Source organism: Yinghuangia sp. YIM S09857, from assembly GCF_051388915.1.
Classification (GTDB): domain Bacteria; phylum Actinomycetota; class Actinomycetes; order Streptomycetales; family Streptomycetaceae; genus Yinghuangia.
The window spans coordinates 543,667-568,190 of the sequence record NZ_JBPKBH010000003.1 but is presented as its reverse complement, the minus strand read 5'-3'; the positions used below and the strand labels follow the sequence as shown (position 1 = coordinate 568,190).

At 68.5% G+C, this 24,524-nt stretch carries 23 protein-coding genes; 5 read left to right on the top strand and 18 right to left on the bottom strand.

Annotated features, from left to right (window positions below; genetic code table 11):
* The first annotated feature begins 61 nt into the window (after window positions 1-61).
* Together ACRX5S_RS08630 and ACRX5S_RS08625 are read left to right on the top strand one after the other, a co-directional pair.
* Window positions 62-1,081 carry a lytic murein transglycosylase gene (locus ACRX5S_RS08630; RefSeq protein ID WP_436772190.1) on the top strand — a complete coding sequence of 340 codons (1,020 nt, stop codon included), beginning with the start codon at window positions 62-64 and terminating at the stop codon, window positions 1,079-1,081.
* 48 nt (window positions 1,082-1,129) lie between these two features.
* A complete protein-coding gene (locus ACRX5S_RS08625) occupies window positions 1,130-1,993 on the top strand; it encodes a hypothetical protein (RefSeq protein WP_436772189.1) in 864 nt (287 codons plus the stop codon).
* Window positions 1,994-2,016: 23 nt separating this feature from the next.
* Here the strand turns inward: ACRX5S_RS08625 and ACRX5S_RS08620 are convergent, their stop codons facing one another.
* The 11 genes from ACRX5S_RS08620 to ACRX5S_RS08570 form a co-directional block, all read right to left on the bottom strand.
* A complete protein-coding gene (locus tag ACRX5S_RS08620; protein ID WP_436772188.1) occupies window positions 2,017-2,322 on the bottom strand; it encodes a hypothetical protein in 306 nt (101 codons plus the stop codon).
* Complete coding sequence (locus tag ACRX5S_RS08615; RefSeq protein ID WP_436772187.1) at window positions 2,315-2,857, bottom strand: DUF4913 domain-containing protein; 543 nt, start codon at window positions 2,855-2,857, stop codon at window positions 2,315-2,317. Before ACRX5S_RS08615 ends, ACRX5S_RS08620 begins: the two co-directional genes overlap by 8 nt.
* Window positions 2,854-4,623, bottom strand: coding sequence for a type IV secretory system conjugative DNA transfer family protein (locus ACRX5S_RS08610; RefSeq protein ID WP_436772186.1), 1,770 nt, complete (start codon window positions 4,621-4,623; stop codon window positions 2,854-2,856). The genes ACRX5S_RS08615 and ACRX5S_RS08610 overlap by 4 nt, the downstream gene beginning before the upstream one ends.
* 51 nt (window positions 4,624-4,674) lie before the next feature.
* Complete coding sequence (locus ACRX5S_RS08605) at window positions 4,675-5,925, bottom strand: hypothetical protein (protein WP_436772185.1); 1,251 nt, start codon at window positions 5,923-5,925, stop codon at window positions 4,675-4,677.
* Window positions 5,913-7,235: an ATP/GTP-binding protein gene (locus ACRX5S_RS08600; protein ID WP_436772184.1), complete on the bottom strand. Its 1,323-nt coding sequence runs from the start codon at window positions 7,233-7,235 to the stop codon at window positions 5,913-5,915. Before ACRX5S_RS08600 ends, ACRX5S_RS08605 begins: the two co-directional genes overlap by 13 nt.
* Before the next feature lie 245 nt (window positions 7,236-7,480).
* Entirely contained in the window at window positions 7,481-8,977 is a 1,497-nt protein-coding gene (locus ACRX5S_RS08595) for an SCO6880 family protein (protein ID WP_436772183.1), read from the bottom strand.
* Between the two features lie 950 nt (window positions 8,978-9,927).
* Window positions 9,928-10,218, bottom strand: coding sequence for a hypothetical protein (locus ACRX5S_RS08590; protein ID WP_436772182.1), 291 nt, complete (start codon window positions 10,216-10,218; stop codon window positions 9,928-9,930).
* Window positions 10,215-10,745: a DUF6668 family protein gene (locus ACRX5S_RS08585; protein ID WP_436772181.1), complete on the bottom strand. Its 531-nt coding sequence runs from the start codon at window positions 10,743-10,745 to the stop codon at window positions 10,215-10,217. Before ACRX5S_RS08585 ends, ACRX5S_RS08590 begins: the two co-directional genes overlap by 4 nt.
* Window positions 10,746-10,907: 162 nt before the next feature.
* The gene (locus tag ACRX5S_RS08580) at window positions 10,908-11,141 is read right to left on the bottom strand and encodes a hypothetical protein (protein ID WP_436772180.1); all 234 of its coding nucleotides are present in this window, start codon (window positions 11,139-11,141) and stop codon (window positions 10,908-10,910) included.
* A 208-nt stretch (window positions 11,142-11,349) separates the two neighbouring features.
* Window positions 11,350-12,999 (bottom strand): long-chain fatty acid--CoA ligase, encoded by a 1,650-nt coding sequence (locus ACRX5S_RS08575; RefSeq protein ID WP_436772179.1) that lies wholly within the window; start codon window positions 12,997-12,999, stop codon window positions 11,350-11,352.
* 108 nt (window positions 13,000-13,107) lie between these two features.
* A complete protein-coding gene (locus ACRX5S_RS08570) occupies window positions 13,108-14,874 on the bottom strand; it encodes an MDR family MFS transporter (RefSeq protein ID WP_436772178.1) in 1,767 nt (588 codons plus the stop codon).
* A 301-nt stretch (window positions 14,875-15,175) separates the two neighbouring features.
* On the opposite strand from ACRX5S_RS08570, the gene ACRX5S_RS08565 reads away from it, so the two are divergent.
* Window positions 15,176-15,553, top strand: a complete 378-nt coding sequence (locus ACRX5S_RS08565; protein WP_436772177.1) for a hypothetical protein — start codon at window positions 15,176-15,178, stop codon at window positions 15,551-15,553.
* Here the strand turns inward: ACRX5S_RS08565 and ACRX5S_RS08560 are convergent.
* From ACRX5S_RS08560 to ACRX5S_RS08535, 6 genes are all read right to left on the bottom strand, one after another.
* The gene (locus ACRX5S_RS08560) at window positions 15,507-16,307 is read right to left on the bottom strand and encodes a glycoside hydrolase domain-containing protein (protein ID WP_436772176.1); all 801 of its coding nucleotides are present in this window, start codon (window positions 16,305-16,307) and stop codon (window positions 15,507-15,509) included. The genes ACRX5S_RS08565 and ACRX5S_RS08560 overlap by 47 nt on opposite strands.
* A 191-nt stretch (window positions 16,308-16,498) precedes the next feature.
* A complete protein-coding gene (locus tag ACRX5S_RS08555) occupies window positions 16,499-17,680 on the bottom strand; it encodes a lipid-transfer protein (RefSeq protein ID WP_436772175.1) in 1,182 nt (393 codons plus the stop codon).
* The gene (locus ACRX5S_RS08550) at window positions 17,677-18,102 is read right to left on the bottom strand and encodes a MaoC family dehydratase (protein ID WP_436772174.1); all 426 of its coding nucleotides are present in this window, start codon (window positions 18,100-18,102) and stop codon (window positions 17,677-17,679) included. Before ACRX5S_RS08550 ends, ACRX5S_RS08555 begins: the two co-directional genes overlap by 4 nt.
* Entirely contained in the window at window positions 18,099-19,226 is a 1,128-nt protein-coding gene (locus ACRX5S_RS08545) for an acyl-CoA dehydrogenase family protein (RefSeq protein ID WP_436772173.1), read from the bottom strand. Before ACRX5S_RS08545 ends, ACRX5S_RS08550 begins: the two co-directional genes overlap by 4 nt.
* Before the next feature lie 2 nt (window positions 19,227-19,228).
* Window positions 19,229-20,227 carry a bifunctional MaoC family dehydratase N-terminal/OB-fold nucleic acid binding domain-containing protein gene (locus ACRX5S_RS08540; RefSeq protein WP_436772172.1) on the bottom strand — a complete coding sequence of 333 codons (999 nt, stop codon included), beginning with the start codon at window positions 20,225-20,227 and terminating at the stop codon, window positions 19,229-19,231.
* On the bottom strand, window positions 20,224-21,405 hold the full coding sequence (locus ACRX5S_RS08535; protein WP_436772171.1) for an acyl-CoA dehydrogenase family protein: 1,182 nt from the start codon (window positions 21,403-21,405) through the stop codon (window positions 20,224-20,226). The genes ACRX5S_RS08540 and ACRX5S_RS08535 overlap by 4 nt, the downstream gene beginning before the upstream one ends.
* A 144-nt stretch (window positions 21,406-21,549) precedes the next feature.
* On the opposite strand from ACRX5S_RS08535, the gene ACRX5S_RS08530 reads away from it, so the two are divergent.
* Window positions 21,550-22,494 (top strand): hypothetical protein, encoded by a 945-nt coding sequence (locus tag ACRX5S_RS08530; RefSeq protein ID WP_436772170.1) that lies wholly within the window; start codon window positions 21,550-21,552, stop codon window positions 22,492-22,494.
* Between the two features lie 63 nt (window positions 22,495-22,557).
* Here ACRX5S_RS08530 and ACRX5S_RS08525 read toward each other — a convergent pair whose 3' ends face one another.
* A complete protein-coding gene (locus ACRX5S_RS08525) occupies window positions 22,558-23,208 on the bottom strand; it encodes a DUF4291 domain-containing protein (RefSeq protein WP_436772169.1) in 651 nt (216 codons plus the stop codon).
* Between the two features lie 412 nt (window positions 23,209-23,620).
* On the opposite strand from ACRX5S_RS08525, the gene ACRX5S_RS08520 reads away from it, so the two are divergent.
* Entirely contained in the window at window positions 23,621-24,469 is an 849-nt protein-coding gene (locus ACRX5S_RS08520) for a phosphotransferase family protein (RefSeq protein ID WP_436772168.1), read from the top strand.
* The last annotated feature ends 55 nt before the right edge of the window (window positions 24,470-24,524 follow it).

Here is a 24,524-nt window from a genome sequence, read left to right as displayed (position 1 = left end):
GGCTGTTGTGGTCATGCCCGTGGTGCTGTGCTGCCTTTTCCTCACGGGATGTGCGGGGGGCGTGGAACTCGTGGAGAGCGCTGCCGTGCGCCACGTGATGTTGGAACGGAGGCGGTTTGATCCGAACCTGCTGCCTCCCGAGGCACAACCGTACAAACAGTGGATCTGGGATGCCGGCGCGTTGTGTGACGACGTCCCGCCGGAAGTGGTGGCAGCGGTGATCACCGCCGAGAGCCAATGGGACCCGCTGGCCAACAAGGGCGAGGCAGGCGCGGCGTACGGCATGGGGCAGTTCATGCCGGAGACGTGGTCCGAATTCGGCCAGGACGGCGACGGCGACGGCGTGAAGGACGTCTTCAATGGGGCCGACGCCATCATGGCCACCGGCACCTACCTGTGCCATCTGGCGACTCTGATCCGTGGCTATCTCGCGAACAACCAGATTCCCGGTCTGGTGGGCGAGGGCAATGTGCGGAACCTGATGCTCGTCGGCTACAACCAGGGACCGAACATCTACCTCCCCCCGCACACATGGGTCAAGGACGGCAAGACGATACCGATCAATTACGACAGCGAGGGAATTCCGGACTCGGAGGACGGCAACGGGACCAGTGGCCGGGAATATCTTGAGATGATCCTGCCCAACATAGAGAAATACCTCTCCGCGACGGCTTCGACCACCCACCGTGCGGAGATACTGCGCCGCGCCAAACGCTGGGCAGATCTCGGACTCGGCTACAGCTGGACAACGTATTTCGACGGCTACCGTATGGACTGCTCCGGTTTCGTCTCGATGGCTTGGGGGCTGCCACCGGACGGCCTGACCACCGACACGTTGCACCAGGTCGCACACCCCATAGAGAAGGACGAGCTGCTCCCAGGGGACATTCTCCTCAACGACGCCCCTGGAATTTACGGCCACACGTTGATATTCGCCGGATGGGTTGACGACACACGTACGCATTACTACACGTACGAGGAGAGCGGCGACCGGGGCGCACACTATGGCACGGTGCCCTATCCGTATTGGCCCGGAAAGGGAACCTATAAAGAATACCGATTGAACTCGCTCCGCGACTGAGGTGTGCGTCGATTCCATCAGGGTTTTCCTCTTCTTCGAAAAGCGAGCATGGTGACCCCGAAAGAACCAAACCTGGCCGATGTGCCTGCCTGGCCCGTCCTGACCGTCGAACTGCGCACCGACGGCTACGTCGTCGTGGAAGGCGAGACCATCCCGGTGGCCGCCGGCGACGATGCCCGACAGACGGCCGTCGAAGTGGTCGCCGCGACCGCCACCTTGATAGGGCGTCCGGTACGCGTGGAAGCGCGCGAACCCGACGGAACCGTGTGGCCGTTGATCGTCACACCCGATGCCCGCGTCGTGGCGGCGGGCGCAAGTCGGAACCCGATTCAAAGCCGCAGGCGACGCGGACTGCGCAGAGGATCCCAACGCCGTCCCGCAGCCAACTCCCATACTGGTGTGCCCGTTCCACCGCCCGCCCCGGGGGCAGAGACGCGGTCCGCACCGGATCCGGACACCCAGGCCACTCTGGCCCGGATCCTGAGCGACCTTCGCAACGGCAGGACCGCGGCGGCCCGCAGCCGCGCGCAGTCTCTGGTGGACCGGCTAGACGAAGGGCATGGCCGCACCTCTCCCGCGGCATCCGCAGGGCGCGAAGTACTCGCCTTCACAAGCTTCGTCAACGGCGACGTCCTGGGCGCCGCCACCTTGTACGCCGAGTTGGCCATGTCCCGCCCGAACGGCGAGGGCCCGGTCGACGAACGAATTGCGCGTTGGGCGGACAATGCCCAATTCAGCTGGTCACAAGCCACCTACTCCGCCCACGCAGACCGCGTCGGCCGGAGGGTCCTCGCCATGCGTGTCAGCGGTTGGGGGCCGGCCAGTGCCGAAGCCGACGCCGTGATCAGGCGGCTCTCTCAATCGCCGGTTGAGGCCCAGGCGCTCCCGGAGGGAGACGACCAACAAAACTGACTGTGAGTGTTCTTCTGCGGCGGCTACGCCTTGCCCTTTTCCTTGGCCAGGGCCACTCCCGCCCCCAGAACTGCCGCGACAGCTCCCACCGCCAACGCGGGAGCCACGGAGGCGCCGAAAACTACGGCGGTGCCGGCGCCGACGCCGGCCGCCAGCACGGGGGGCTTCTGGGCCAGGGCAAGCGCGGACTTGGAGACTTTCCATCCCTCGTGAACGACCTGTGTCGCCACCCCGGATGCCGCGACCGCGGCGTCCCCGGCAACGTCGGCCCCTGCTTCGACTACTGCGCTCACAAAGTCCAGGGCTCCGCCGGTATCGGCATCACTCACGACCCGACCCCACCTTCCTGCCCAGTCGATACAAGGCCTGGTTCCATGCCTCAGATGGTGCGTCCCGTACGGGAAGCGGCGTCAACGGCCGACGGGCGTGTCCTTCGTCCGGATCACAGATTGCGAACGGGCCGTAGTCCGGGTCCAAGAGCGTCCGCAGATGCGGGTCGGCATGGTGCACCCACCACGACGACATGGCGAGCGGATCACCACTTGCAGCGCATGCCTCGAAGGCACCCCACAAGCTGTCCAGGCGAATCACGGCCTCCGCATGGCGCCACCATTCAGGGCACCACAGTGCTGTGCCCTGACCTAGCCTGCGGCAAATGATCTGCGCCAAATACTTGTTCACGAAGTGTTCCGCAGAGTCAAAGAGCCCCGTCGGCGTCACGGCACGCACAACACCGGTGGCCCCGGCTGCCGGCAGGACTTCCTCCTCCTCGACCGTCGGCGTGACAATGGGGGGCGGTATCAGCACAACCGGCGGGGCGTAGCGTCCTTGGCCCCACAGATCGCGACGCGTCGGACTGATCACGCGGCCTCCTTTGCCGTCGCCGGAGGCGCCGTGGTCGCTGCCCTGGTCGGACGGGGCTCGTAACGTGCCAGCGACGCACGGATGGCATCGGCGTACGGGCCCTCCCACCACGGCACGGTGCGTACCAATGTCGGACGGGAACCGCTCAGTTGCACGAAGGCTCTACCCCGCGGCATCGACTGCAAATCTGCGGCGTCCAGCACGCTTTCGGAGCGTGTGGAAACGCCGAAGGATCGGCGTTCACCCCACTTCACGGTCATGCTCCCGGTGCGCGGTTCGAACACGCCGCTCGACTGCGCCAGATCACCCAGGAACTTCATGTCGGAGACCCCGCCTCCGTAAACACGTACGTTGGCGGAGCCCCAGAGCTTGGCCATCCCGGTGTCCCCCCATACCGATACCCCCTGTGCCCAGGACTGGAGAATGAGCATCACGATCACCCCCCGGGAACCGAAGTGCGTGTATTTGTCGGGAAGTGCCTTCCACGGACAGATGTTCGCCGCTTCGTCCAAGACGAACAGAGCGGGGATCGGAAGCCGTCCGCCGGGAGAGTCCCGTGCGATGTTCTCCGCCTCCTCGGCCAGTGTTGTGGTGAGCGCCAAGACCAGAGGCGCGGCGACCTTGTTGGTTTCCTCCGACATCAGGTAGAGAGTGCCGGGATTGGTCAGGAAGGCTGTGACGTCGAACTCGGGCCGAGTCGGGTCGCTGCCCGGCGTCACCCACTCGTTGATGTTGTCCGCGACGAGGAAGGAGGCGAACTGGACGGCGGTGCCGTACACGCCGGCGCGCTGCCTGTCCGGCGCCGTGATCACCGACATCAGGGATCGTGCGGGCAGGCGGTGTCCCCCGTCCCGCAGGATCCGCACCGGGGTGTCGTCGGTCGGTCGCGTCAGCCAGTCATAGACCTGGGTGATGGGTTGCCCGTCGAGTGAGGCGGCGAGTAGGAGATTCGCGAAGAGGTCCAGTGCGGCAGGCTCGAAGTACGCGTCGCTGCGCGCATGTTCCGGTCGGTTGATGGCGCTGAATCTGTTGGCGAGCTTCACAGCCTTGACAATGCTGTCTCCGACATAACTGAGCGGATTCCACCAGAAGACCGGCTTGCCTCCGGCCTGGTTCTGCGGGTCAAAAATCCATACCGGGCCGACCTCTTCCCGCACACCTCGGGTGTGGTCCACGACATCACGCTTGTTGGACGTCACCACGACCGGCCCGGGCGCGGCCACGATGTTGGGTATGGCGCGGCTGGCTGTCTTGCCGGTACGAGGCCCCCAGACATCGACATGCATGTCCTCCCAGGAACCCCAGAGGTCCGCATCGCCCCGCACCGTGCGGCCGACGAAAATCCCGGGTGGAGCGGATTTGGGAATCATCAATTTGCGTGCGGTGGCCAACACGCCGGGCGTGCTCATGGGGCGCAACTCCTTGGCCACCGCCATGTAGCGACATGCGCGGTCGATCCGGTGCTGCCGTGCCACACGGCTCATCCATAGGTACATTGATGCCGCCGCGACCGCCAACAGCGCGGAAATCATGACGACCAGGGCGACGGTCGCGATGGTGCCAGGCCAAGGGTATTTGCCGAGCGCGATATGGAGGATGGTGACGGGCGGAACCTTGGGCGGTCGTTGTTTCCCGGTGACTGCCGCACCGAACGCGGCCGCGACCGTAACCACTCCTGTCAGGACCAGCACGCCGAGGATGACAGCTACCACCGCCACCGCCTCGGCGGTCACATCCGGCCCACGACGTCCTCCGGTAGCGGTCATCGTTCCCCTCCTCCGCCCATGTCGTCGCCTCCCGCCTCACTGAAAACGGAGTCAACGAAGCGTCGAGATCCCGCTCTTCACGACCTTCGCTCCCACGGCGACCGGCGCCATCGCCAGCGCTTGCGCGGCCCTGTCCCCCTGTGCGGCAGCCGATGTGAAAGGGAACGCGAGCCGGGTCATGGCAGGCAGCAGAACCGTCCCGAAGAGCAGGAACCCTGCGGACGAGAACTGCATGACGTCGGACGGCACCCCGTCGCCCGGGTCGGAAAGACGCAGGCCGACCACGTAAATGACGGTCGCCGCGGGTTTCACGAAGATGAACGCCACGACGTACGACACCATCTTCCCGAACCACTCCTTTCCGGCCTCGGTCGCGGTGCCGGCAGCGGCCAGGGGCATCAGCCCCGCCAGGAGAGTGATGACGAAGACCCGGCCGAGCATGTAGAAATACACGACCACGGACGCCACCAGCAGGAAAACGGAACACAGCACGAACAGAAAGAAGTTCATCTGGTCGAATTGCGCTGGAATCTGCGCTATGCGCGACTGTATTGCCGTGCAGTACTTGGGATTATTGGGATCCGTGCCCGCCCCCAGACTCCCCGGTGGCAGCGTTCTTAAGATGAAATATTGAGTGAACTTGTCACATGCATTGAGCAGGAACTTGATGAAAGTGAGGCTGCCCGCGGTGACAACCACCAGGGTGACCAAACCTCGGAATGTGTCCTTGGCTGGTTGGGCGTCGCGTCGCAGCGCCATGCGCGCCGCCACGAACAACAAGGAGACGACCGCGATGACGCCTGCGGTGAATGCAGTGGTTTCAACAAGGTTGCTCTGGAGCTGTCCGGCGTCCTTGGTCGCTCCGCTCCCGTAGTCTCCGACGAACGGGTCATCGACGCCCAGCCACCACTGCACCGACTTCTTGATCAGACTCGACAGTTCGAAGCGGGTCCACTCGATCGGATCGTAGAGGAAGTTGTTCGGATTGGCGTCGTCGAGCTGGATGGATTCCCAGACCTCCTTCCATTTCTCTTCCGAACCGATACGGCATTCAACGAACGAGTAGAGGTCGAACCCTTCGTCCACCTCGGCGATGGACTTGTTCCCCTCACTCTCTGTGTAGAAGACATTGTCATCCGTGCACCCGCGGGCCCAGATCTGTTTTATTTCGCTGGAGTAGTCGTTGTCGGGCATATGGCTGCCCGTGGTGTGGATGATCGAATAGGAGCCCTGGATCGTTTCCATGTAATTGGGCGCCGGGGGATAGTCCTTGTAGTCGGCGCAGGTACTCACCGCGTCCACCGCCTGTTGGTGTCATTGACGGCACGCTCGTCATCGGTGAGATCCACATGCACGGGTATGCCCGGGCGCCCGCCCACCTTGATCATGAAGTTGCCCAGGCCAGGTGGAGGCGCCTCCCCCTCCGAAGTTGCGTCCCAGGTCGGTGGTGTGGACCAGTCGGTGATCATGTGCTGCTCGGCATCCGTCATCGCCACCACTTGTGTCAACTGCGGCATTTCCGCTGCCGGCAGCCCGCCGCAGATCACCATTCCGGCACGCTCCACGAAACCCTTGGCTTTCATACGGTCCTCGGGCTCTGCCAGGGCAAGGAGGTCCGACATCGTGTGGGTGATCATGGCCATCCCCACACCGCGTTGGCGGTTGAGCCTGGTGAGGGCGTCAATGCGGTCGACGAGCCCGCGGCCCGCCCGAAGGACGCGCCACAGCTCGTCCAGGATCACGAAGTATCGGCGCTGCGGCTCCAGTCCGGCATCGGCGAGAGCCTGGGCCACGGAGATTGTGCCGAACCCGTAGCTCCAGCACGCGAGCAGCGCGGCAGCCTGCATTTGGGCGTCGGCGTCGTCGATGTTGCTCACGTCGAAGCAGACCGGCGTGTCGTGCCGCATGGGTTCGGACGTCGGCTGCGAGAACATCTCCCCCAGGCGCCCGCGCCCCAACAACCCCACCAACGATGATTCGAGGTTTTCGGTGATGTCGCGGTATCGGGCCATTTCACCCCGGTCCAATGCGACTTGCCGCAATTCTTCGGGCGCCTCATGGATCAGGCGCAGGAGGTCCCCGAGCACCGGCACCCCCTTGTGTCGTTCGTCAAGCAGGTCCAGTGCGGCGTTCAAAATGGTTTCTTCCCGGTCGCTCGGCGGGACACGGCGCAGCACGGTGATCAGCGAGGCAACGGTGTTGAGCCGTCGGCCGTGCGCGTCGGCGAGTAGCGCCCTTCGCTGCTGGCCGGACAACCGGGCTGCGGTGGTCACCGCCTCACCAGGGTCCAGGACGTTGAGGAAACCACGTCCCCGGCCGAGCGTGATGACCTGGCCGCCCAGGGCCTTGATGAGATCGACGTAATCGGGCTTGAGATCTCCGAAGACGACGGGATTGATCCCGTATCCCGCAAGGCCGAGGGCCTGGCGGCGGACGATGGTCGACTTTCCGAGCCCCGGTTTGCCGAGCACGAACTCGCTCGGGTTGAGGATGAGTTTTGCGCGCTGGAACCAACTGATCGGATCACAGCACAGGGCTGCTCCGCCGACGATCGACCGTCCCAGAGGGACACCTGTCATCGGGCTGCCGGACCCCGCCGAGAACGGCCACATGCCGCACACCTGCACCGAAGTACCCCGCCACTCCGGGACCGGTTCGATGTGGCCGACCGTTCCCGCGCCCCAGCCGGGCCACCCACGTGCCCCGGGATCCGCAGGTGTGATGCGTGGGGGGACTCCCGCGTCTGGGGCACGCCTCCCCCGACGGCCGAACCACGGGCCCCGCGGGACCACGCTGCTCGCGACCTCGGACCTGCTCCCGGCAGTCACCGAAACGTTGTCCCGAACACCGTTGCGGCTCATATCGCTTCCCGGACGACTTGCGGCACTCGGGCGTGCCGCGGCAGAACCAATCCGAGAGGGAGTGCCGCGGCGAACGAGGATGCCTGTGCTCCATATGCACGACGGAGCACGAGACGTGCTGACGCCGACAGGTTGTCAATTGCCGACGCGGCAAGGTCGAGCTTTTCGATGTGGTCCACCGTCGCCGTGACGAGCATGCCGAACCGCAACAAGCCGGCACCTGTTGCCTCTTCCAAGGCCGTCTGTTCGGCCGCGGTCAACGCCACCGAATTCCGCGCGGAGGCCTTTTTCGCCTGGTTGGCCTTGAACCGGGCGTCCTTGATGTCGCGTTCGACGATGCGCGCTGCCGTACCCGGATCATGCGGCCGGTAAAGGATCGTCACGCGTTTGCGCAGGATGTCTTCGTGCGGCGCAAGCAACCTCTGGAGGACGGTCGCGAACACCTCGCCCCGCGGTGCATCCGACATCGCCCAAGTGATGGAGAAGGCGCTGTCGTGCCGGTAGTGCCCCCATGACTCCTGTGTCGCGAACGGCCCCGCTTCGCTCCATCGCAGCCCAGTACTTTGGTCCGCCTGTGCGCGGTCGAGCAGCACCGCGACAGTCGGGTCGTAGGCCACACGCACGGCAGCGGCGATTTGGGCGCTTGTCATGGGGACCGCCGCGCCGGCGCCGGTCATCGAAAGCCCCGATGTGAGGGCCGGAAGACGGGTGCCGATCTCGGCCGCCATTTCCTCCGCGCTACGTCGCCGTCCGTTGGTGCGTGAACGGCCCTCGTAGGTCAGGGCGATGCGGGTGGTGATGCGCGCCGCGCCTTCGGGGTAGTCGTTCATGACCTTCGTCAGCACGCGGCGGGACAGTTCCGGCGCGTCGGTTCGCAGGTTCGTGGTGATCTCTTCACGGAGTCGTTCCCCCGTGTCCGGTGCCGTCTCCACGGTGATCGACGCAGCGGCCAAACCCGATTCGCTGCCGAGAGAACTCAGCCACAGACCCCAGTAGGCCACCCACGTGTCCACTTGGTCGTCGTCCACAAGCGCTGCTCCGTCGGCGTCGCACTGAAGCACCACGGTGAAATCGTCCAAGGACCGGATGTGCAGAATCCCGAACGGTCGCTTGTAGGCGTCAGTGGCGTCGAGTAGACGCGTCTTGGCCGCAAGCCCGGGCAATTGACAGGTCCCCGGCGGGATCCGTCCGATCGGCCCGGAGCGGTACAGATGCCGGCCCCTTGCCTTAGCCATGGTCCACGCCAGCCTTGTCGACAACCATTGCATACCCGTACGTCCGTGTCGGTCCCGGATCATGAGTGGCCCCAGCGCGGCACACATCAGAACCATCAGCACGAATGCAAGTGCCATCGACACCAGCAGCGTGAAGATCACGACAACGAGCCCCGCAAGCAGTGCAACCGTGGGGGCCAAGCCGAGCCCGAGAATTCCCGGCGATGTGGGCTTGCGCCAATTGCCATAGGTCCTGGGCTTGGCTCGCAGCGTCTCCATGTGCACGCACCCCTTGTTGCTTGAGGGTCACGGGAATTCCTCTCGTCCGAGTGGTTTCGCCGTCGTCGGCCCCGTCATCCGGATGACTTCACGGCGCCAGGCTGGTTGTTCCGCCTCGCGCTGTGTCCCATCTGACGAACACGTCCTGCTCCCGCGTCGGAACCGAGGCGGGTTCGCCACCGGGCGGGAGTTCCAGACGCCAGTCACCTTCGATCCACACCAATGTCCAGACGGTGTGCGAACCGATGCCGCTCAGCGGCGAACCGGTGATCACATCAACCCGTGCCCGGTCCGGCGTCTGTTCCAGAAGTCGGAACCCGATCGGCTGGGGGCCGTCTTTTGCTGTCGTGGTCGGAGCGGCCTGTCCGTACGGACCGCTGCGGACGCTTCGGTCCCGTACGTAGGCGTCCCGTCCGGGCCCCGGCGCCAGCAAGTACTGGGCCGCTGCTCCCCAGTCCTGCGTCCATCTGTACCGCCAACTGTGGTGGACGGCTGCGAATACGGCGCCGATCCGGGTTCGACTGAAGCAACGGGCGATGTCTCCGTCGATCACCTGTGGTCCGGAAATCACGGAGGACGGAGTGAGGTGGCCGCCCGCAGGAACCCACTGCGTGTCGATTGGTTCGACAGTCGGAGGCTCGGCCGCGGTCGGCGGAAACGCGGCGCAAGCACCGTTCGGTCGAGGAGCGGGGTTGTTGGCTCCTTGGGAGGGCGCGGGGACTCTCGTCTGGGGTTTCGGCGCGGCTGTGACGGACTTGGAGAATGATGGCTGCGCAACCGTGCCGGCAGATTCGGGGGGACCCGTAATGAAGGCCACGGCTCCGCAGACGGCCACGAGAGCCATGAACCCCGCGGCCGCAACGAACCCCCTTTCGGTAAAGGGGTTGTCGCTGCCCGGATCGACCGTTCGCGAACGTCGTCGCCGCAATACTGCCAACGTCCCGACCGTCTCAGCCGATGAACGTGTTGACGATCGCCGCCCCGCTCCCCGCCAGGACGGCCGCGATGATGATCCACACGAGGCCCACCATGTGTTCGCCTCCGTCGGCACCACTCCTGTGGGCCATGGCCATTCGTCCGGCGCACACCAGCACAGCCAGTCCACAGATGGCCATGACAACCCACGAGCCCCAGTTCATGAGGGTGGAAAGGCCGTCTCCGATGGATCCGGGCGGCTGCTTCGGCTTGCTGTCCGGTATGTCGTCGGCAAGGGGGGTGAACCAGTAATCCTGCGTCTTCATCGGATCTCCAAGCTCGACGGAACAAGCCGTGCCAAGTCCGCTGCCAGTCGGACGGTTTCGCGAATAGAAGGACCGGTGTGTGACGGATACGCCGAGCGCCAGTCCTCGACCCACGGAATGCGCCACAGTCGCGGTAGTCCGCCGGCCACGAAACGCAGAGAGTCGCTGAGCGCTTTGGGCATACGACCGGGGGCGTCGGCAACCGCTATCAGTCCAAGCAGAACAACGTTGCCCGCGGCGCCGGATGCCCACTGACGCGCGGCATCCTGCGCCGCTGTCAAACCTCTGGCATGCGTACGGGCGACAAGCACGACCTGCGTTGCTCCGCCATCCGGGCGGATCGGCCAGGCACGGACCCCCAAATCCGCACCGCCGGGCACCTCGTGGTGCAGCTTGGTCACTCCGGCCCCCCCGTGGCAGCCCACCCACCACCATCGGGCGACGGGCCACTGTTGTGGCGTCCACAGGGGAAGGCCGACGTCGGGCGTCGACAGGCCGCGATGCGGGCGGTCGGGTCCCACGCTCATATAGGAAGCCTCCGCACGCTTTGCGGGTGCGGTCGGCTGCATTTCCTCGCGCTTTGCGACCCATGGATTGGGTGGCAGAGGCTCTTGGTGCCGATTCATTCCTCCCCCGGAATCTCCCACTGCGAATCACGCAGCGCCGCGCACTTACAACGAGGCAGTCGATTACACGAGCGCGGAAACGATCGCCGTCGCCGAGACGGCAAGCAGGCAACCGCCCATGACCCACAGCAGACCGAAAGCCTCACGCTGCGGGTTGCCTTCAATCACACCCATGACGATCTTGGCGGCGACGATCAGGACGCCGAGCGCACAAACGGCGAGGGCATACCAGAGTGCCCCTTCAACCAACCGCATGACGTAGGCCTCGTAGTCCGACTTTTCGTCGGCAAGAAGCATCTACGAAACACCCCGCCTCCCCCATCGGTCCTTTCGCCCATGCGTTCCACACGTGACGACTTACCTCTGAAACGAGGCTAAGAGCACGGGTGTTGCCGATCTATCCGCGGGCCGCCATACGGGTGGTTGACGTAAATGGGACAGGGTGGGCATGGGTAAGGGCCCGACGCGTGGCGTGCGTCGGGCCCTGGGGAACCGGGAGTTGGGACTACGGGAGCTTGGTTACGTCGAGTTCGTTGTCGTGGTACTGGCGGCGGATCACCTTTTTGTCGAACTTGCCTACGCTGGTTTTGGGGACGGCTGCTACGAGGGTCCAGCGTTCGGGGACCTGCCAGCGGGCTACGCGGCCGGCGATGAAGTCCTTGAGGGCGGCGAGGTCGGCGGTGGCGCCTTCCCGCAACACGACGGTGGCGAGGGGGCGTTCGCCCCACTTTTCGTCGGGGACGCCGACGACGGCGGCCTCGGCGACGTCGGGGTGGGCCATCAGGTGGTTTTCGAGGTCGACGGAGGAGATCCACTCGCCGCCGGACTTGATGACGTCCTTGGAGCGGTCGGTGAGGGTGAGGTAGCCGTCGGCGGAGAGGGTGCCGACGTCGCCGGTGCGGAGCCAGCCGTCGTGGAAGCGGTCGCCCTCGACGGAGTCGGAGCCGGTCTCGCCGCTGATGTAGCCGCCGGCGATCCAGGGGCCGCGGACCTCCAACTCGCCGACGGACTGGCCGTCGTGGGGCATGAGGGAGCCGTCGGGGCCGACGAGGCGGCCCTGCACGGAGGCGGGGAGGCGGCCCTGGGTGACGCGGTACGGCATCTCCGCCTCGCCGGTGACGCCCGCCGGGGCGCGCGCGACGGTGCCGAGCGGGGACGTCTCGGTCATGCCCCACGCGTGGATGATGCGCAGCCCGTGCCGCTTCTCGAATGCCTCCATAAGCGCGGGCGGGCAGGCCGAGCCGCCGACGATGACCTCGCGCAGCGAGGTGACGTCCTGCTTGGTCTGGTCGAGGTGGTTGAGCAGCGCGGTCCAGATGGTGGGGACGGCCGCGGCCATGGTCGGCTGCTCGGCGACGATCATCTCGGCGAGCGGTTCGGCCTGGAGGAAACGGTCCGGCATGAGGATCGACGCGCCGGAGAGCATCGCGGCGTACGGCAGGCCCCACGCGTTGACGTGGAACATCGGCACCACCGGCAGCACGTTGTCGCGCGATCCGAGGCCGAAGCCCTCCATCATGCAGATCTGCATGCTGTGCAAGTAGGTCGAGCGGTGGCTGTACGCAACTCCCTTGGGGTTGCCGGTTGTTCCGCTCGTGTAGCACATCGCGGCCGCGGACCGCTCGTCGATCTCCTCGTCCCAGTCGAACTCCGTGGGCTGACCGGCGAGGAGGTCGTCGTAGCGGTGGATCGTCTTGCCGTGGTCGCCGTCCAGCGGCGTGAGGTCCACGTCGCCGGTGACGACGACGTGCTCGATCGTCTTGAGCGCGGGCAGCGCCGGGGCGAAGAGCGGCACGAGGCTGCCGTCGACGACCAGCACCTTGTCGTCGGCGTGGTTGGCGATGTAGATGAGCTGGTCGCCGGGCAGCCGCAGGTTGAGGGTGTGGAGGACGGCGCCCATCGAGGGCACCGCCAGGTAGCACTCCAGGTGCTCCTGGTTGTTCCACAGGAAGGTCGCCACCCGCTGGTCGCCGGTGATGCCGAGTCCGCGCAGTGCGTGCGCGAGCTGGGCGGCGCGGCGCCCGACCTCGGCGTACGACGCGCGCCGCGGCTCGGCCCCGGTCCATGTCACGACCTGCGAGGCGCCGTGCACCGTTGTGCCGTGCCGCATGATCCGTGTGATCGTGAGCGGCACGTCCTGCATCGTGCTCAGCATTTACGAGACCTCCTGGTGGTCTGCGGCCGCGTGGGGACCGGGCAGTGTCGGGCTGCCTACCGGCCGGTACGCCGATTACCAGGATTGTGCTGCCCGAAACCGCTGTTGTCAGCCCCGGACGCCGGCCCTTTGCGAGACGGGCGCTCCGGCTTCGGCCGCGGTCGTACCTGGCGGTACGTCGGACTCCGCATCTGCGGCGTCCCCGCCGCGCTCGCCGCCCCGCCCGGCACGCGACGCACGCGCGCCGCCGCGGGCACCGCCGCGGTCCCCGTCCCCGCCGGCCGGCCCGTCGTCCGGCCCGATCGCCTCCTTGGCGTTCCGCCCGCCGCGCAGCGCGACTTCGCGGATGGCGAGCACCGCGATGAAGCCGAGCAGCGTGACCGGCGCGGCGGTCAGGAAGACGGTGTGCAGGCCCTGGGTGAAGCCGTCCACGACGGTGTCGCGCAGCGGCGCGTCGAGTTCGTGGATCGCGGACGGGCTGCCCAGCAGGTGGTCGACGTCCGTCCCGGGCGGCGGCGCGACATGCCGCTCGCGCATCAGCTCGGGGATGCCGGAGCTGAGCCGCGAGCTGAGGATCGCGCCCAGCACGCCGACGCCGACCGCGCCGCCCATCGAACGGAAGAAGGACGCCGACGACGTCGCGGTGCCGATGTCGTCCGGGTCCACGTCGTTCTGGATCGCCAGCACCAGCACCTGCGACGACAGCCCGAGCCCGACGCCCAGCACGAGCATGTAGAGCCCGGCGAGAGCGAGCGGCGTGCCGACCGCGAGGTTGCCCAGCAGGAACAGGCCGAGCGCGATCATCGGCAGGCCGACCAGCGGGAACGCCTTCCAGCGCCCGAACCGGGTGATCATCCGCCCGGACACGATGGACGCCCCCAGCATGCCGAGCACCATGGGCAGCGTCATCAGCCCCGACCGCGTCGGGCTCATGCCGCGCACGATCTGGAGGTACTGCGGCAGGTAGATCATCGCGCCGAACATCGCGAAGCCGACGAAGAACGAGCCGGTGCCGGCGAGCCTGAAGGTCCGGCTGCGGAACAGGTGCGGCGGCAGGATCGGCTGCCGCGCCCGGCGCTCCTGCCACACCGCGGCCAGGCCGAGCACCACGGTGAGCGTCGCCAGCGTGTACGTCGTCCCCGAGTTCCACGCCCACTTCTGCCCGCCGAGCGACAGCGCCAGAAGGACCGAGGTGATCGCCCCGGTGATCAGCGCGGCGCCGAGGTAGTCGACGTGCGCCTCACGCCGGACGTGCGGCAACTTGAGGACGCGCTCCACCATCACCAGCGCGGCAACCGCGAAGGGGATGCCGACGTAGAAGGTCCAGCGCCAGCCCAGCGCCTCGGAGCCGACGAGGAAGCCGCCGATCAGCGGGCCTGCCACGGTCGCGACGCCGAACGCCGAGCCGATCCAGCCGGAGTAGCGGCCGCGGGTGCGCGGCGTCGTGACGTCCGCCATGATCGCCTGCGTCAGCGCGGTGATGCCGCCGACGCCGACGCCCTGGGCCGCGCGCGCCGCGATCAACTGGGGCATGCTCTGCGAGAGTCCGGCGAGCGCCGAGGAGGCCGCGAAGAGGATGAGCGCGATGCGGAACAGCCGCTTGCGGCCGTAGAGGTCGGAGAGCTTGCCCCAGAGCGGGGTCGAGGCGGTGGTGGTGAGCAGGCCCGCGCTCGCGACCCAGGCGAGCTGGTCCTGACCGCCGAGGTCGCCGACGATCGTGGGCAGCGCGGTGCTGATGACCGTGCCGGATATGCAGGCCACGAAGAGGGAGACGAGCAGGACGCTCATCACCTTCATGATCTGACGGTGCGTGAACTCCCCGTCGGCGCCCGGCTCCGATCTGCCTGACGCCGTGTCACTCGCAATCGCCGACATCGCTCCACCATCCACCATTGTTTCGTGCAACTAAAGATAGCGGCGTTAGTTGCGGCAAGCAACAGAGTTGACGATCACCCGCCGAGGTGTGACGCGAGTCGCGCGCAACCAGCGCCGGCGCCGGGAGGGTTTGCCGGTGCCCGGCCACAGCACCAGGCCCCCGGCCGCGCGCGGGCGCGCACGGCTCCTGCGCCCGGCGTGCCGCGCCTCGCACGCAATGCAAGTCCCCAAAAGCCCTACGTACGGGTGAAATCAGGCGCTTGTTCCACCATTCGGCCTAACCCCCGATGACAATCAGGCCATGTACGCGCCCTTCACCCCCAGGCCGTTCGACGTCGTCCTCCCCGACGCCCTCGGCCACCCCGCCCTCGGCTTCCGCGACGGCCGATGGTTCCGCGTCGGCTCCGACCAGCAGCCGCCGCACCCCGTCGCCGCCCGCGCGGCGATCCTCGGCAACCCCCACGCCGCGGGCCCGATCGTGCAGATCATGTGCTGGTGGATGCGCGAGAACCCGCGGCACGGTCACGCCGTCGACCTGGCCACCGAACTGGCCCTGCTGGTCGGCGAGATGAGCCGCGAGTTGAGCCGCGAGATGTCCCGCGGCGGTACGCGCGGCACTCCGGTGCGCGAGCTCAGAGCACCCCGACCGGCCCTGCCAGCGCGTTCCGGTCGATATTGACCGTCACCCCGCCGTAGGTCTCCTTGACGTTCCCCGCATGCTGCTTGACCCGGCGCCCCGGCCACAGGTGGTCCGGGACGGCGCCGTCCCCGCTGGTCACCGCCTTGTCGTCCCAGCGCGCGTACCAGATCGCGTCGGGCACCGACCGCGTCCCGGCGACCGCCACGAGATCCGCGACGCCCGAGCTGAGACTGCTGTAGTACCCCGGTACAAAGCCGCGGGCCCGCACCTTGTCGCTCCACGCGGACACGAAGTTGAGCACGTCACGCCGACAGTCCGCGTCACGGTTGTCGTAGTGCTCCATGTCGAGGTAGACGGCGCTGCCCTTCTTGAAGCCGACGGCCGCCGCCCGGTCGACCGCGTCGTCCCCCTCCGCCCGGCCCATGTCCCAGCTCCGCGCCGGGTCGATGCGCTGCATTTTCTTCGAGGTCGTGCAGGATGCCTGGGAGCCGACGTACAACGGCAGGAACTCCCAGCCCTGGGCGTGCACCTTCCGCACCCAGTCGCGGGTCAGCCCCTTGTTGGCGCAGCCGCGGTTCGCGCCGCCGACGTAGATGCCCACGGCCTTGTACGGCGAGGCCCGCCACGCCTTCATCGCCGAGACCGCGGGCGCCTCGCACGTGTCGAACGCGGCGCCGGTGACCGTGCGCATCCCGCGCGGCGCGGCCTCCCGGGCGTCGGCGACGGGCACCGCGAGGGCCGTCAGGGCGGCGGTGAGCAGGACGGACGTCCCCGCCCGGTGGATGCGGCGCACGACCGCCTCCCTTCTCGTCCACAGGTGTCGGTCGTTCCACGCTGCGTACGAGAAGGCAGAAGATCGGACAAATACCGCAGGACGCGCGGCACGACCACGCGTTCGGCCTAGGTTGTGTCGGCAGGCACGGCCTGGCCCCGGCCTTCCTGGGAAGACCGGGGCCGCAAGACCGTCAACCGAGCGGCGGTGCCTCAGCCCTGACCGAGGATCAGACCCGAGGTCGGCACGCCCGTACCCGCCGTGACCAGCACGTTGTGCACGTCGTCGACCTGGTTCACCGAGGTGCCCCGGATCTGCCGGACCGCCTCCGCGATGCCGTTCATACCGTGCAGGTAGGCCTCGCCGAGCTGCCCGCCGTGCGTGTTGGTCGGCAGCTTGCCGCCGCGCAGCAGGTTGTTGTCGGACACGAAGCCCGGCGCCTCGCCGCGCCCGCAGAAGCCGAACTCCTCAAGCTGCATCAGCACGAACGGCGTGAAGTGGTCGTACAGCACCGCCGTCTGGATGTCGTCCGGCGTCAGGCCCGACGTCTGCCACAGCTGCTTGGCGACCACCTGCATCTCCGCGAGACCGGTCATCTCGTCGCGGTAGAAGCTGGTCATCATCTCCTGCTGGCGGCCCGCGCCCTGCGCCGCCGCGTTGATGACGGCCGGCTTCTGCTTCAGGTCCTTGGCCCGCTCGGCGCTCACGACCACGAGCGCCTGGCCGCCGTCGGTCTCCTGGCAGCAGTCCAGCAGCCCGAGCGGCTCGACGATGCGCCGCGCGTTCTGGTGGTCCTCCATGGTGATCGGCTTGCCGTAGAAGTACGCCGCCGGGTTGGTCGCGGCGTGCTGCCGGTCCGCGATCGCCACGTGGCCGAACGCCTCGGTGCTCGCGCCGTACACGTGCAGGTAGCGCTGCGCGAACATGGCCACCCACGACGCGGGCGTGAGCAGGCCGTACGGCATGTTCCACCCGATCGCGACGCCCTCCGCGCTCGGCTCGCGCTCCAGCACGCCCGAGCCGAACCGGCGCCCCGAGCGCTCGTTGAACGCCCGGTAGCAGACCACGACGTCGGCGAGCCCGGTGGCCACCGCCATCGCCGCGTGCGCCACCGTGCCGCACGCCGCGCCGCCGCCGAAGTTCACCCGGCTGAAGAACGTCAGGTCCCCGATGCCGCACGCCTGCGCGACGGAGATCTCCGGGTTGGTGTCCATCGTGAAGGTGACCAGGCCGTCGACCTCGGACGGCGCGATGCCCGCGTCGTCCAGCGCGGCACCGACCGCCTCGGCGGCGAGCCGCAGTTCGCTGCGCCCCGACTCCTTGGAGAACTCGGTCGCGCCGATGCCCGCGATCGCGGTCTTGCCCTTCAGGGAGTCCGCATGCTTGAGACTCACTTCTCGCCTCCCGGAAGCGCGACGGTGACGGTCCCCGTCACGTGGTTGCCGAGCTTGTTCGCACCGACGACCGCCACCTCGACCAGGCCGTCGGCCTTCGCGGTGACCTTGCCGGTGAGCGTCATCGTGTCGCCCGGGTAGTTCGGAGCGCCGAGGCGGATCGCGACCTTGCGCAGCTCGGTCTCCGGACCGCCCCAGTCGGTGACCAGGCGGCCCACGAGGCCGTTGCTGGTCAGGATGTTCATGAAGATGTCCGGCGAGCCCTTCTCCTGCGCGAGGCCCGGGTCGTGGTGCACGTCCTGGTAGTCGCGCGTGGCGATCGCGGTCGCCGTGATCAGGGTGCGGGTGAGCGGGATCACCAGCTCGGGGAGCTCGTCGCCGACGTTGACGTCGGCGTACGTGCGGCTCGTCGTGGTGGTCATGCGCCTGCTCCCTTCGCACTGCCCTGCGCGAAGAGCGCACCGAGGGCCGCGAGCTGCTGGATGCCGCTGCCGAGGGTCACGTCGATCTGACGGCCCCACAGGAAGTGGCGGTGGATCGGGTGGTCGATGTCGGAGCCCATGCCGCCGTGCAGGTGCTGGCACGCGTGGACGGCGCGCTTGCCGCCCTCGGAGGCCCACCAGCGGGCGACCAGCGCCTGCTCGGTCGCGGCCTCGCCCTGGTCCATGCGCCAGGCCGCCTCCAGGACGGTGACGCGGATGGCCTCGGTGTCCATGTACGCCTCGGCCGCGCGCATCATGACGCCCTGCTTGGTGGACAGCGGCTTGCCGAACTGCTCGCGCGTCGTGACGTACTCGACGGTCCGGGTGAGCGCCTGCGCGCACACGCCGACCTGCACCGCCGCGAGCGCGACCCGCGCCCGGTCGACGATCCACGCCGCGACCGCCTCGCCGTCGGCGACCTCGCCGACCGGCAGGCCGCGCGCGCCGCTGAGGGTCACGTGGCCGGACGCCCACGGCGCGGTCGTCGGGGCGGCCTCGACGGCGACCCCGTCCGCGGCGGTGTCCACGAGGAACACCGCGGTACGCCCGTCCGCGTTCGCGGTCACCAGCACGTGCGTGGCGACCTGCGCCCACGGCACCGTGCGCTTGACGCCGTCGAGGACGTACGCGTCGCCCTCCTGACGCGCCGTCACCTTCGGCTTGCCGGGCAGCCCCGCCCCGGCCTCGGCGATCGCGCCCGCGACGATGCGGGACCCGTCGAGCAGCCCGGGCAGCTCCGCCTCGATGCGCTCGGCGGAGCCGAACCGCAGAAGCGGCAGGACGCCGTACGCCAGCGTGTCCAGGAGCGGCACCTGGGCGGTGAACCGGCCCTGCTGCTCCAGGAGCAGCGCGAGGCCGACGATGCCCAGGCCGCCGCCGTCGTGCTTCTCGTCGATGACCGCGCCCACGAGCCCGGCCTCGGCGACGTCGCGCCACAGGTCGGCGTCGAACTCCAGGCCCGCGGCCTTGAGCTGCTTCATGCGGTCGTGCGTGGACCGCGCCTCGAAGATGTCCCCGGCCAGTCCGGCCAGCGCCTGCTGGTCCTCGGTGAGGTTGAAGTCCATGGTCAGCCCTCCTGCTCGACCGGGCGGAAGGCGGGCACCTTGAGTTCGGCGTCGTGCTGCACGAACTCCAACTGCACGCGCATGCCGATGCGCACCTCGTCGTGCGGGATGCCCTCGATGTTGGACAGCGTGCGCACCCCCTCGTCGAGCTCGACGAGCGCGACGGCGTACGGCATGTCGAACGCCGCGAACTTCGGGTAGTGCATCGTGACGTGCGAGTAGATCGTGCCGCCGCCGGCCGCCTCGATCGTGTCCCACTCCAGCGACGCGCACTTGTTGCAGCCCGGGCCGAACGGCAGCCGCAGCGTCTGGCAGTTCGCGCAGCGCTGGATCAGCAGCTTGTCGGCGTCGACGCCGTCCCAGAAGGGCTGGTTGTCGCGGTTGACGACGCGGCGCGGGCGCGGCGGGCGCTTCGCCTCCTTGGCCTTCTTCTTGTGCGGCGTGTAGCGCAGGATGCGGAAGCGGTGCGTGCCGACCAGCTCCCGCTCCTCGCCGTCGCGCACGAAGATGTTCATCAGCGTGGTGATGAAGTGGCCGGTGCCCAGGCCGGTGGTCTTCTCCTCCGACACCGTCTCGATGAGCTGGTCGAACTCGATGACCTCGCCGAGCCGCAGCGGGCGGACGTACTCCTGCTCGCAGTTGGTGGCGACCACCGAGCCGAAGCCGGCCTCGACGACGAGGTCGTACAGCTTCTGCACCGGGCTGTCGGGGTTGGCGACCGCGGGCTGGAGGCCGCGCATCGTCCACACCTGGAGCATGGTCGCCGGGGCGACGATGCCGCCGAAGTGCGTGCCCTCGGCGAACTCCGCGTCCACGTAGACGGGGTTGGTGTCGCCCATGGTCTCGGCCCAGTGCCGGATCATCGGCCCGTTCACCGGGTCGAGCGCCACGACGCCCGACTCCGAGTGCACGCCCTCGAACTCCTTGAGGCGCGCGAGGAACGCCGCCTTCGCCTCGCCGTCCGCCGCCTCGGCCGCGTTGGCCGCTGTATTGACCGTCACCGCTTCACCTTCGTCATCCCGAGCCGCACCATGGCGACGATCTCGCGCTGGACCTCACTGACGCCGCCGCCGAACGTGTTGATCTGCGCCCGGCGGTTCATCGCCTCCAGGTGGCCGCCGCTGAACGCACCCGGCGCCTTGGGGCGCAGCAGGGCGTCCGGACCGACGATCTCCATGAGGTTCCGGTACACCTCGATGGCGCCTTCGGTACCGAAGAACTTGACCCCGGAGGCGTCACCGGCGTTGAGCGTGTTGTTGCCCACGTCGTGGACGAGGCGCCAGCTGAACATGCGCACCGCGGACAGACGGGCGTACGTCTCCGCCAGCTTGAGCTGCACCCACGGCTGGTCGATGACCCGCACGCCGTCCTCGACCTCGGTCTCACGCGCCCACTCCAGGACCTCGTCGAAGAAGTCCTCGGCCTGCATGCCGAGCGCGGCCAGCGCCACCCGCTCGTGGTTGAGCTGGTTGGTGATGAGGTTCCAGCCGCGGTTCTCCTCGTACACGAGGTTCGAGTACGGCACGCGGACGTTGTCGTAGTACGTCGCCGTCGTGGCCATGCCGCCGACCGTGACGATCGGCGTCCAGGCGAACCCGGGGTCGTTGGTCGGCACCAGGATCATCGTGATGCCCTTGTGCTTGGGCGCCTCGGTGTCGGTGCGGCAGGCGAGCCAGATCCAGTCGGCGCCCTGGGCGGTGCTGGTGAAGATCTTCTGGCCGTTGATCACCCACTCGTCGCCCTCGCGGACCGCCTTGGTCTGGAGCGACGCGAGGTCGGTGCCGGCCGAGGGCTCGCTGTAGCCGATCGCGAAGATGATCTCGCCGGAGACGATCTTGGGCAGGAAGTACTTCTTCTGCTCTTCGCTGCCGTACTTGATCAGCGTGGGGCCGACCGTGTTGAGCGTCACCATCGAGACGGGCGCGCCGGCGCGGTACGCCTCGTCGAAGAAGATGAACTGCATCTCCGGGCCCTTGCCCTGGCCGCCGTACTCGACCGGCCAGCCGATGCCCAGCCAGCCGTCGCTGCCCAGCTGCCGCCGGACCCGCTGCGTCGTCTCGCCGCCCGCCTCCCCCTCGGCTTCGAGGGCTGCCCGGACGTCCGGGGTGATCACGCGGGCGAAGTACTCCCGCAGCTCGGCGCGCAGGGCTTCCTGCGCGGGTGTTGGGGCGAGATGCACGTCATCGGCTCCTATTACGCAGGTACTTGGCAGAGTCGAATTTCTCCCAAACGAAAGAGCTTGTCAATATCAAGCATCTTGGGACACCGGGGCGGCCACTGTCTCGGACTGCGGGTGAGGATAGGGCGGCTTAGCGTGGTTTGTATGGATACAGACCGGCCGTACGAGCCGCCGGACCCCGGAGCGCCCGGGACTCCGGAGCCGCCGCACACCCCTCCCCCTGCCCAATCGGCGCCCGGACAGACGCCTGGACAGGCGCCTGGACAGACGCCCGATGAGGCACCGGGCCGGACGCCCGGCCAGGCACCCGGCAACGCCGCCGGGCAACCGCCGTCGGCGTCCACCCCCGCCGCGGGCCGGGCGCCCGCTCCCCCGCCGCCCCCGGTTCCGCCGACTCCGCCGCCCCCGCCCGCCGGGCCGACCGGCTCGACCCAGGCAGGCGCCTCGTCCACCGCCCCGCCCGGGGTGCCGTCCACCGCCTACGCCAAGCCGCGCGGCGGCTTCGGCGATTTCGACATGACCGAGGACTGGCCCGCGCTCGCCGCGATGGTCTGCGGCGTGATCGGCGTCGGGATGATGTTCCCCGACTGGTGGGTCGCCGAGATCTTCGATGCGGAGGAGACCCGCAACGGGTTCAACCGCGACATCCTGCCCGCCGCGCCGATCATCCTGGTGATCCTCCTGGCCGCGGTGGTCGCGATCGCCGGCTACGTGCTCCTGACGCGCCGCCGTCGCCTGCTGCCGCTCGCGGGTGTCCCCGCGTTCGCCGCGCTGATGATCATCGTGGTGATGATGACCACGCTCGACCGGGCCGGCGAACCCATCGACGACCTCCCGAACGGCTCGTTCGACCTGGCCGTCGGCGCGTATTTGTGCCTGTTCTTCACTTTGCTGGCCCTCTGCGCGAGCCTGTACCCGCTGCTCGCGATGCTCCGCCGCGGCGACGGCACCCCGGCAGCGGCGGCCCCCGGATCCGCGCGGGCCGGAGGCGAGTGGACGGCGACGGCCCCGGGCACCCCGGCCGCCACGTCGCAGCGCCCCCCGGCGCCACCCAGGCCCCCGGAGTTCCCGCACGCCGAAGGCGACTGACGCGCAGCTCGTTCCGCGGCCGCGGCCGGTTCGGGCGTACCAGTAGTAGGCGTACCAGTAGTGCTAGACGGGCGTCGCGCCGATCGTGGCGGTGAGGTCGGGGGTGAGGTCGTACGGGCGCTCGTCCGGCAGCAGTGCCGACGCTGCCGCGAGGTCACCCGCGCGGACCAGGTCGTGCATCTCGTGCGCGAGGGCGGTGACGTCCCGGACCGAGACGAGCCATTCGTCGGCGTAGGCCCGGGTCGCCCAGCCCGCGAGGCCGAGTTGGAGCGAGCGGTGGGCCAGCGGGCGCAGGTGGAAGTCGCGCTCGGGGTCCCACTGCACGCGCACGGACGTGCGGTGCAGGCGCGTGCCCCACGTGTCGCGGTCCGGGTAGACGTTCGCGTCGAAATGGCTCAGGCACGCCCCGGCGAGTGCGGACTCGAATCCCTCGCGGGTGATCTCCAGCGCGAGCACGCGTTCCTGGAGCTTCTTGGTGGCCCAGCCGCAGCGGTACATCATCCACAGGAAACTGGGCTTGACCCAGGTCATGCGCTCGCGGCTCCAGGTGTCCGGAAACTGCCCCTCACGTGCGGCGAAGGTGGCGATCTGCGGCTTGTAGGCCTGGTAGACGGTGACGGTCGCGTCGGTGTGCAGCGCCCGAATCGCGCGGTTGGGCGGGGCCTCTTGCGCGGTGGTCCCGCGGTCCGCCTCGGTGTTCTCGTGGCTTCTCATGTCCCCGGCAGTCTGCCCGTGGCGACGCGCCGACGACCACGGATTTAACCCACGATCGCATGATTCCGGCCGTGCGCCCTTGTGACGCGCCCCCCGTCGCGGCCATGCTCGATTCTCCGGAGCACCTTCCGTCCGGAGCACGAACGAGCAGTGCAGGGGTGGGAGTCGTGCCCGATAGATGTCCGCCGCACGACTGGGTCGACTGGAGCGGCAAGAAGCGCTGCCGCCTGTGCGGAACCACCATGTCGCCGCTGCGACCTGCGCCCCCGCCGCCCGGCGACGACAACCGAGGTGACAACCGTGGCGACAAGCGGGACGACAACCGCGATGCGCGCGACGGCACCGCGGGTCGGCGGGGCCTCGGCGGACCGGCGCGGCACGGCCCGGGAGGCGGCGGTCCGGGCGGTCGGCGATGACGCTCCGGATCCCCCCGCCTCCGCCGGGATTCCAGACCGCGCCGCGCATCCCGTGGCCGGATCTGCACCCGGAGGTGCGCGCCTGCGTCGAGGAGACGGTCGGCGCCGTCGGTGATTCCGCCACCGTATGGGCCGGGTACAGCTGCGACTTCGCGTCCGCGCTCGGCACCACCTCGGGCAGCTTTTTCGTCAAGGGGGTGCGCCTCGGGCATCCGGCGGTCGCGCAGCAGCACGTCGAGGCCGTCGTGGCGCCGTACGTCACCGAGCTGTCCCCGCGGCTGCTGCGGCACATAAGCAAGGGCGGCTGGGACGTCCTGGTGTTCGAGTACGTCGAGGCGCGGCACGCCGACCTGTCCCCCGGCTCGGCCGATCTGCCTTGCGTGGCCGACGCGTTGCGGCGGCTGGCCGCGCTCGCGCCGCCGGGCGCCGACGTACCCCTGGAGCGCGTCGCGGACCGCTGGGCCGACTACCTCGACACGACCGCGCTGCGCCTGCTGGAGGGCGAGAGCCTGCTGCACACCGACCTGAACCCGCACAACCTGCTGTCCTGCGGCAAGCGGGCGTACGTGGTCGACTGGGCCACCGCCGCGCGCGGCCCCGCGTGGCTGGAAGTCGCGCACGCGGTGCTGCGGCTCATGGAGCACGGCCACACCGCGGCGGACGCCGAGGCTTGGGCGCGCCAGGTCCCGTGCTGGGCCTCGGTGTCGGCGGCCGAGATCGACGCGCTCGTCACCGCGCACGTGCGCGCGTGGCAGGCGCTCGCCGGGCCGGACGACGCCCGGCGCTGCTCGGCCCGCCTGGTCGCGCTCGGCGGCGTGAAGCGGGACGGGCAGCGCGACGGGTAACGGGTCGAGAAACGGGACGGGCAGCGGCGCCGCCGGGCGTGATCAGGCCACCCGC

Excerpts from the sequence above, each read along its gene's own strand:
- ACRX5S_RS08625 (WP_436772189.1), top strand. The coding sequence starts at position 1,130 with ATGGTGACCCCGAAAGAACCAAACCTGGCCGATGTGCCTGCCTGGCCC.
- ACRX5S_RS08610 (WP_436772186.1), bottom strand. The coding sequence starts at position 4,623 with ATGACCGCTACCGGAGGACGTCGTGGGCCGGATGTGACCGCCGAGGCG.
- ACRX5S_RS08600 (WP_436772184.1), bottom strand. The coding sequence starts at position 7,235 with ATGTGGCCGTTCTCGGCGGGGTCCGGCAGCCCGATGACAGGTGTCCCT.
- ACRX5S_RS08595 (WP_436772183.1), bottom strand. The coding sequence starts at position 8,977 with ATGGAGACGCTGCGAGCCAAGCCCAGGACCTATGGCAATTGGCGCAAG.
- ACRX5S_RS08590 (WP_436772182.1), bottom strand. The coding sequence starts at position 10,218 with ATGAAGACGCAGGATTACTGGTTCACCCCCCTTGCCGACGACATACCG.
- ACRX5S_RS08585 (WP_436772181.1), bottom strand. The coding sequence starts at position 10,745 with ATGAGCGTGGGACCCGACCGCCCGCATCGCGGCCTGTCGACGCCCGAC.
- ACRX5S_RS08580 (WP_436772180.1), bottom strand. The coding sequence starts at position 11,141 with ATGCTTCTTGCCGACGAAAAGTCGGACTACGAGGCCTACGTCATGCGG.
- ACRX5S_RS08575 (WP_436772179.1), bottom strand. The coding sequence starts at position 12,999 with ATGCTGAGCACGATGCAGGACGTGCCGCTCACGATCACACGGATCATG.
- ACRX5S_RS08570 (WP_436772178.1), bottom strand. The coding sequence starts at position 14,874 with ATGTCGGCGATTGCGAGTGACACGGCGTCAGGCAGATCGGAGCCGGGC.
- ACRX5S_RS08565 (WP_436772177.1), top strand. The coding sequence starts at position 15,176 with ATGTACGCGCCCTTCACCCCCAGGCCGTTCGACGTCGTCCTCCCCGAC.
- ACRX5S_RS08550 (WP_436772174.1), bottom strand. The coding sequence starts at position 18,102 with ATGACCACCACGACGAGCCGCACGTACGCCGACGTCAACGTCGGCGAC.
- ACRX5S_RS08545 (WP_436772173.1), bottom strand. The coding sequence starts at position 19,226 with ATGGACTTCAACCTCACCGAGGACCAGCAGGCGCTGGCCGGACTGGCC.
- ACRX5S_RS08530 (WP_436772170.1), top strand. The coding sequence starts at position 21,550 with ATGGATACAGACCGGCCGTACGAGCCGCCGGACCCCGGAGCGCCCGGG.
- ACRX5S_RS08525 (WP_436772169.1), bottom strand. The coding sequence starts at position 23,208 with ATGAGAAGCCACGAGAACACCGAGGCGGACCGCGGGACCACCGCGCAA.
- ACRX5S_RS08520 (WP_436772168.1), top strand. The coding sequence starts at position 23,621 with ATGACGCTCCGGATCCCCCCGCCTCCGCCGGGATTCCAGACCGCGCCG.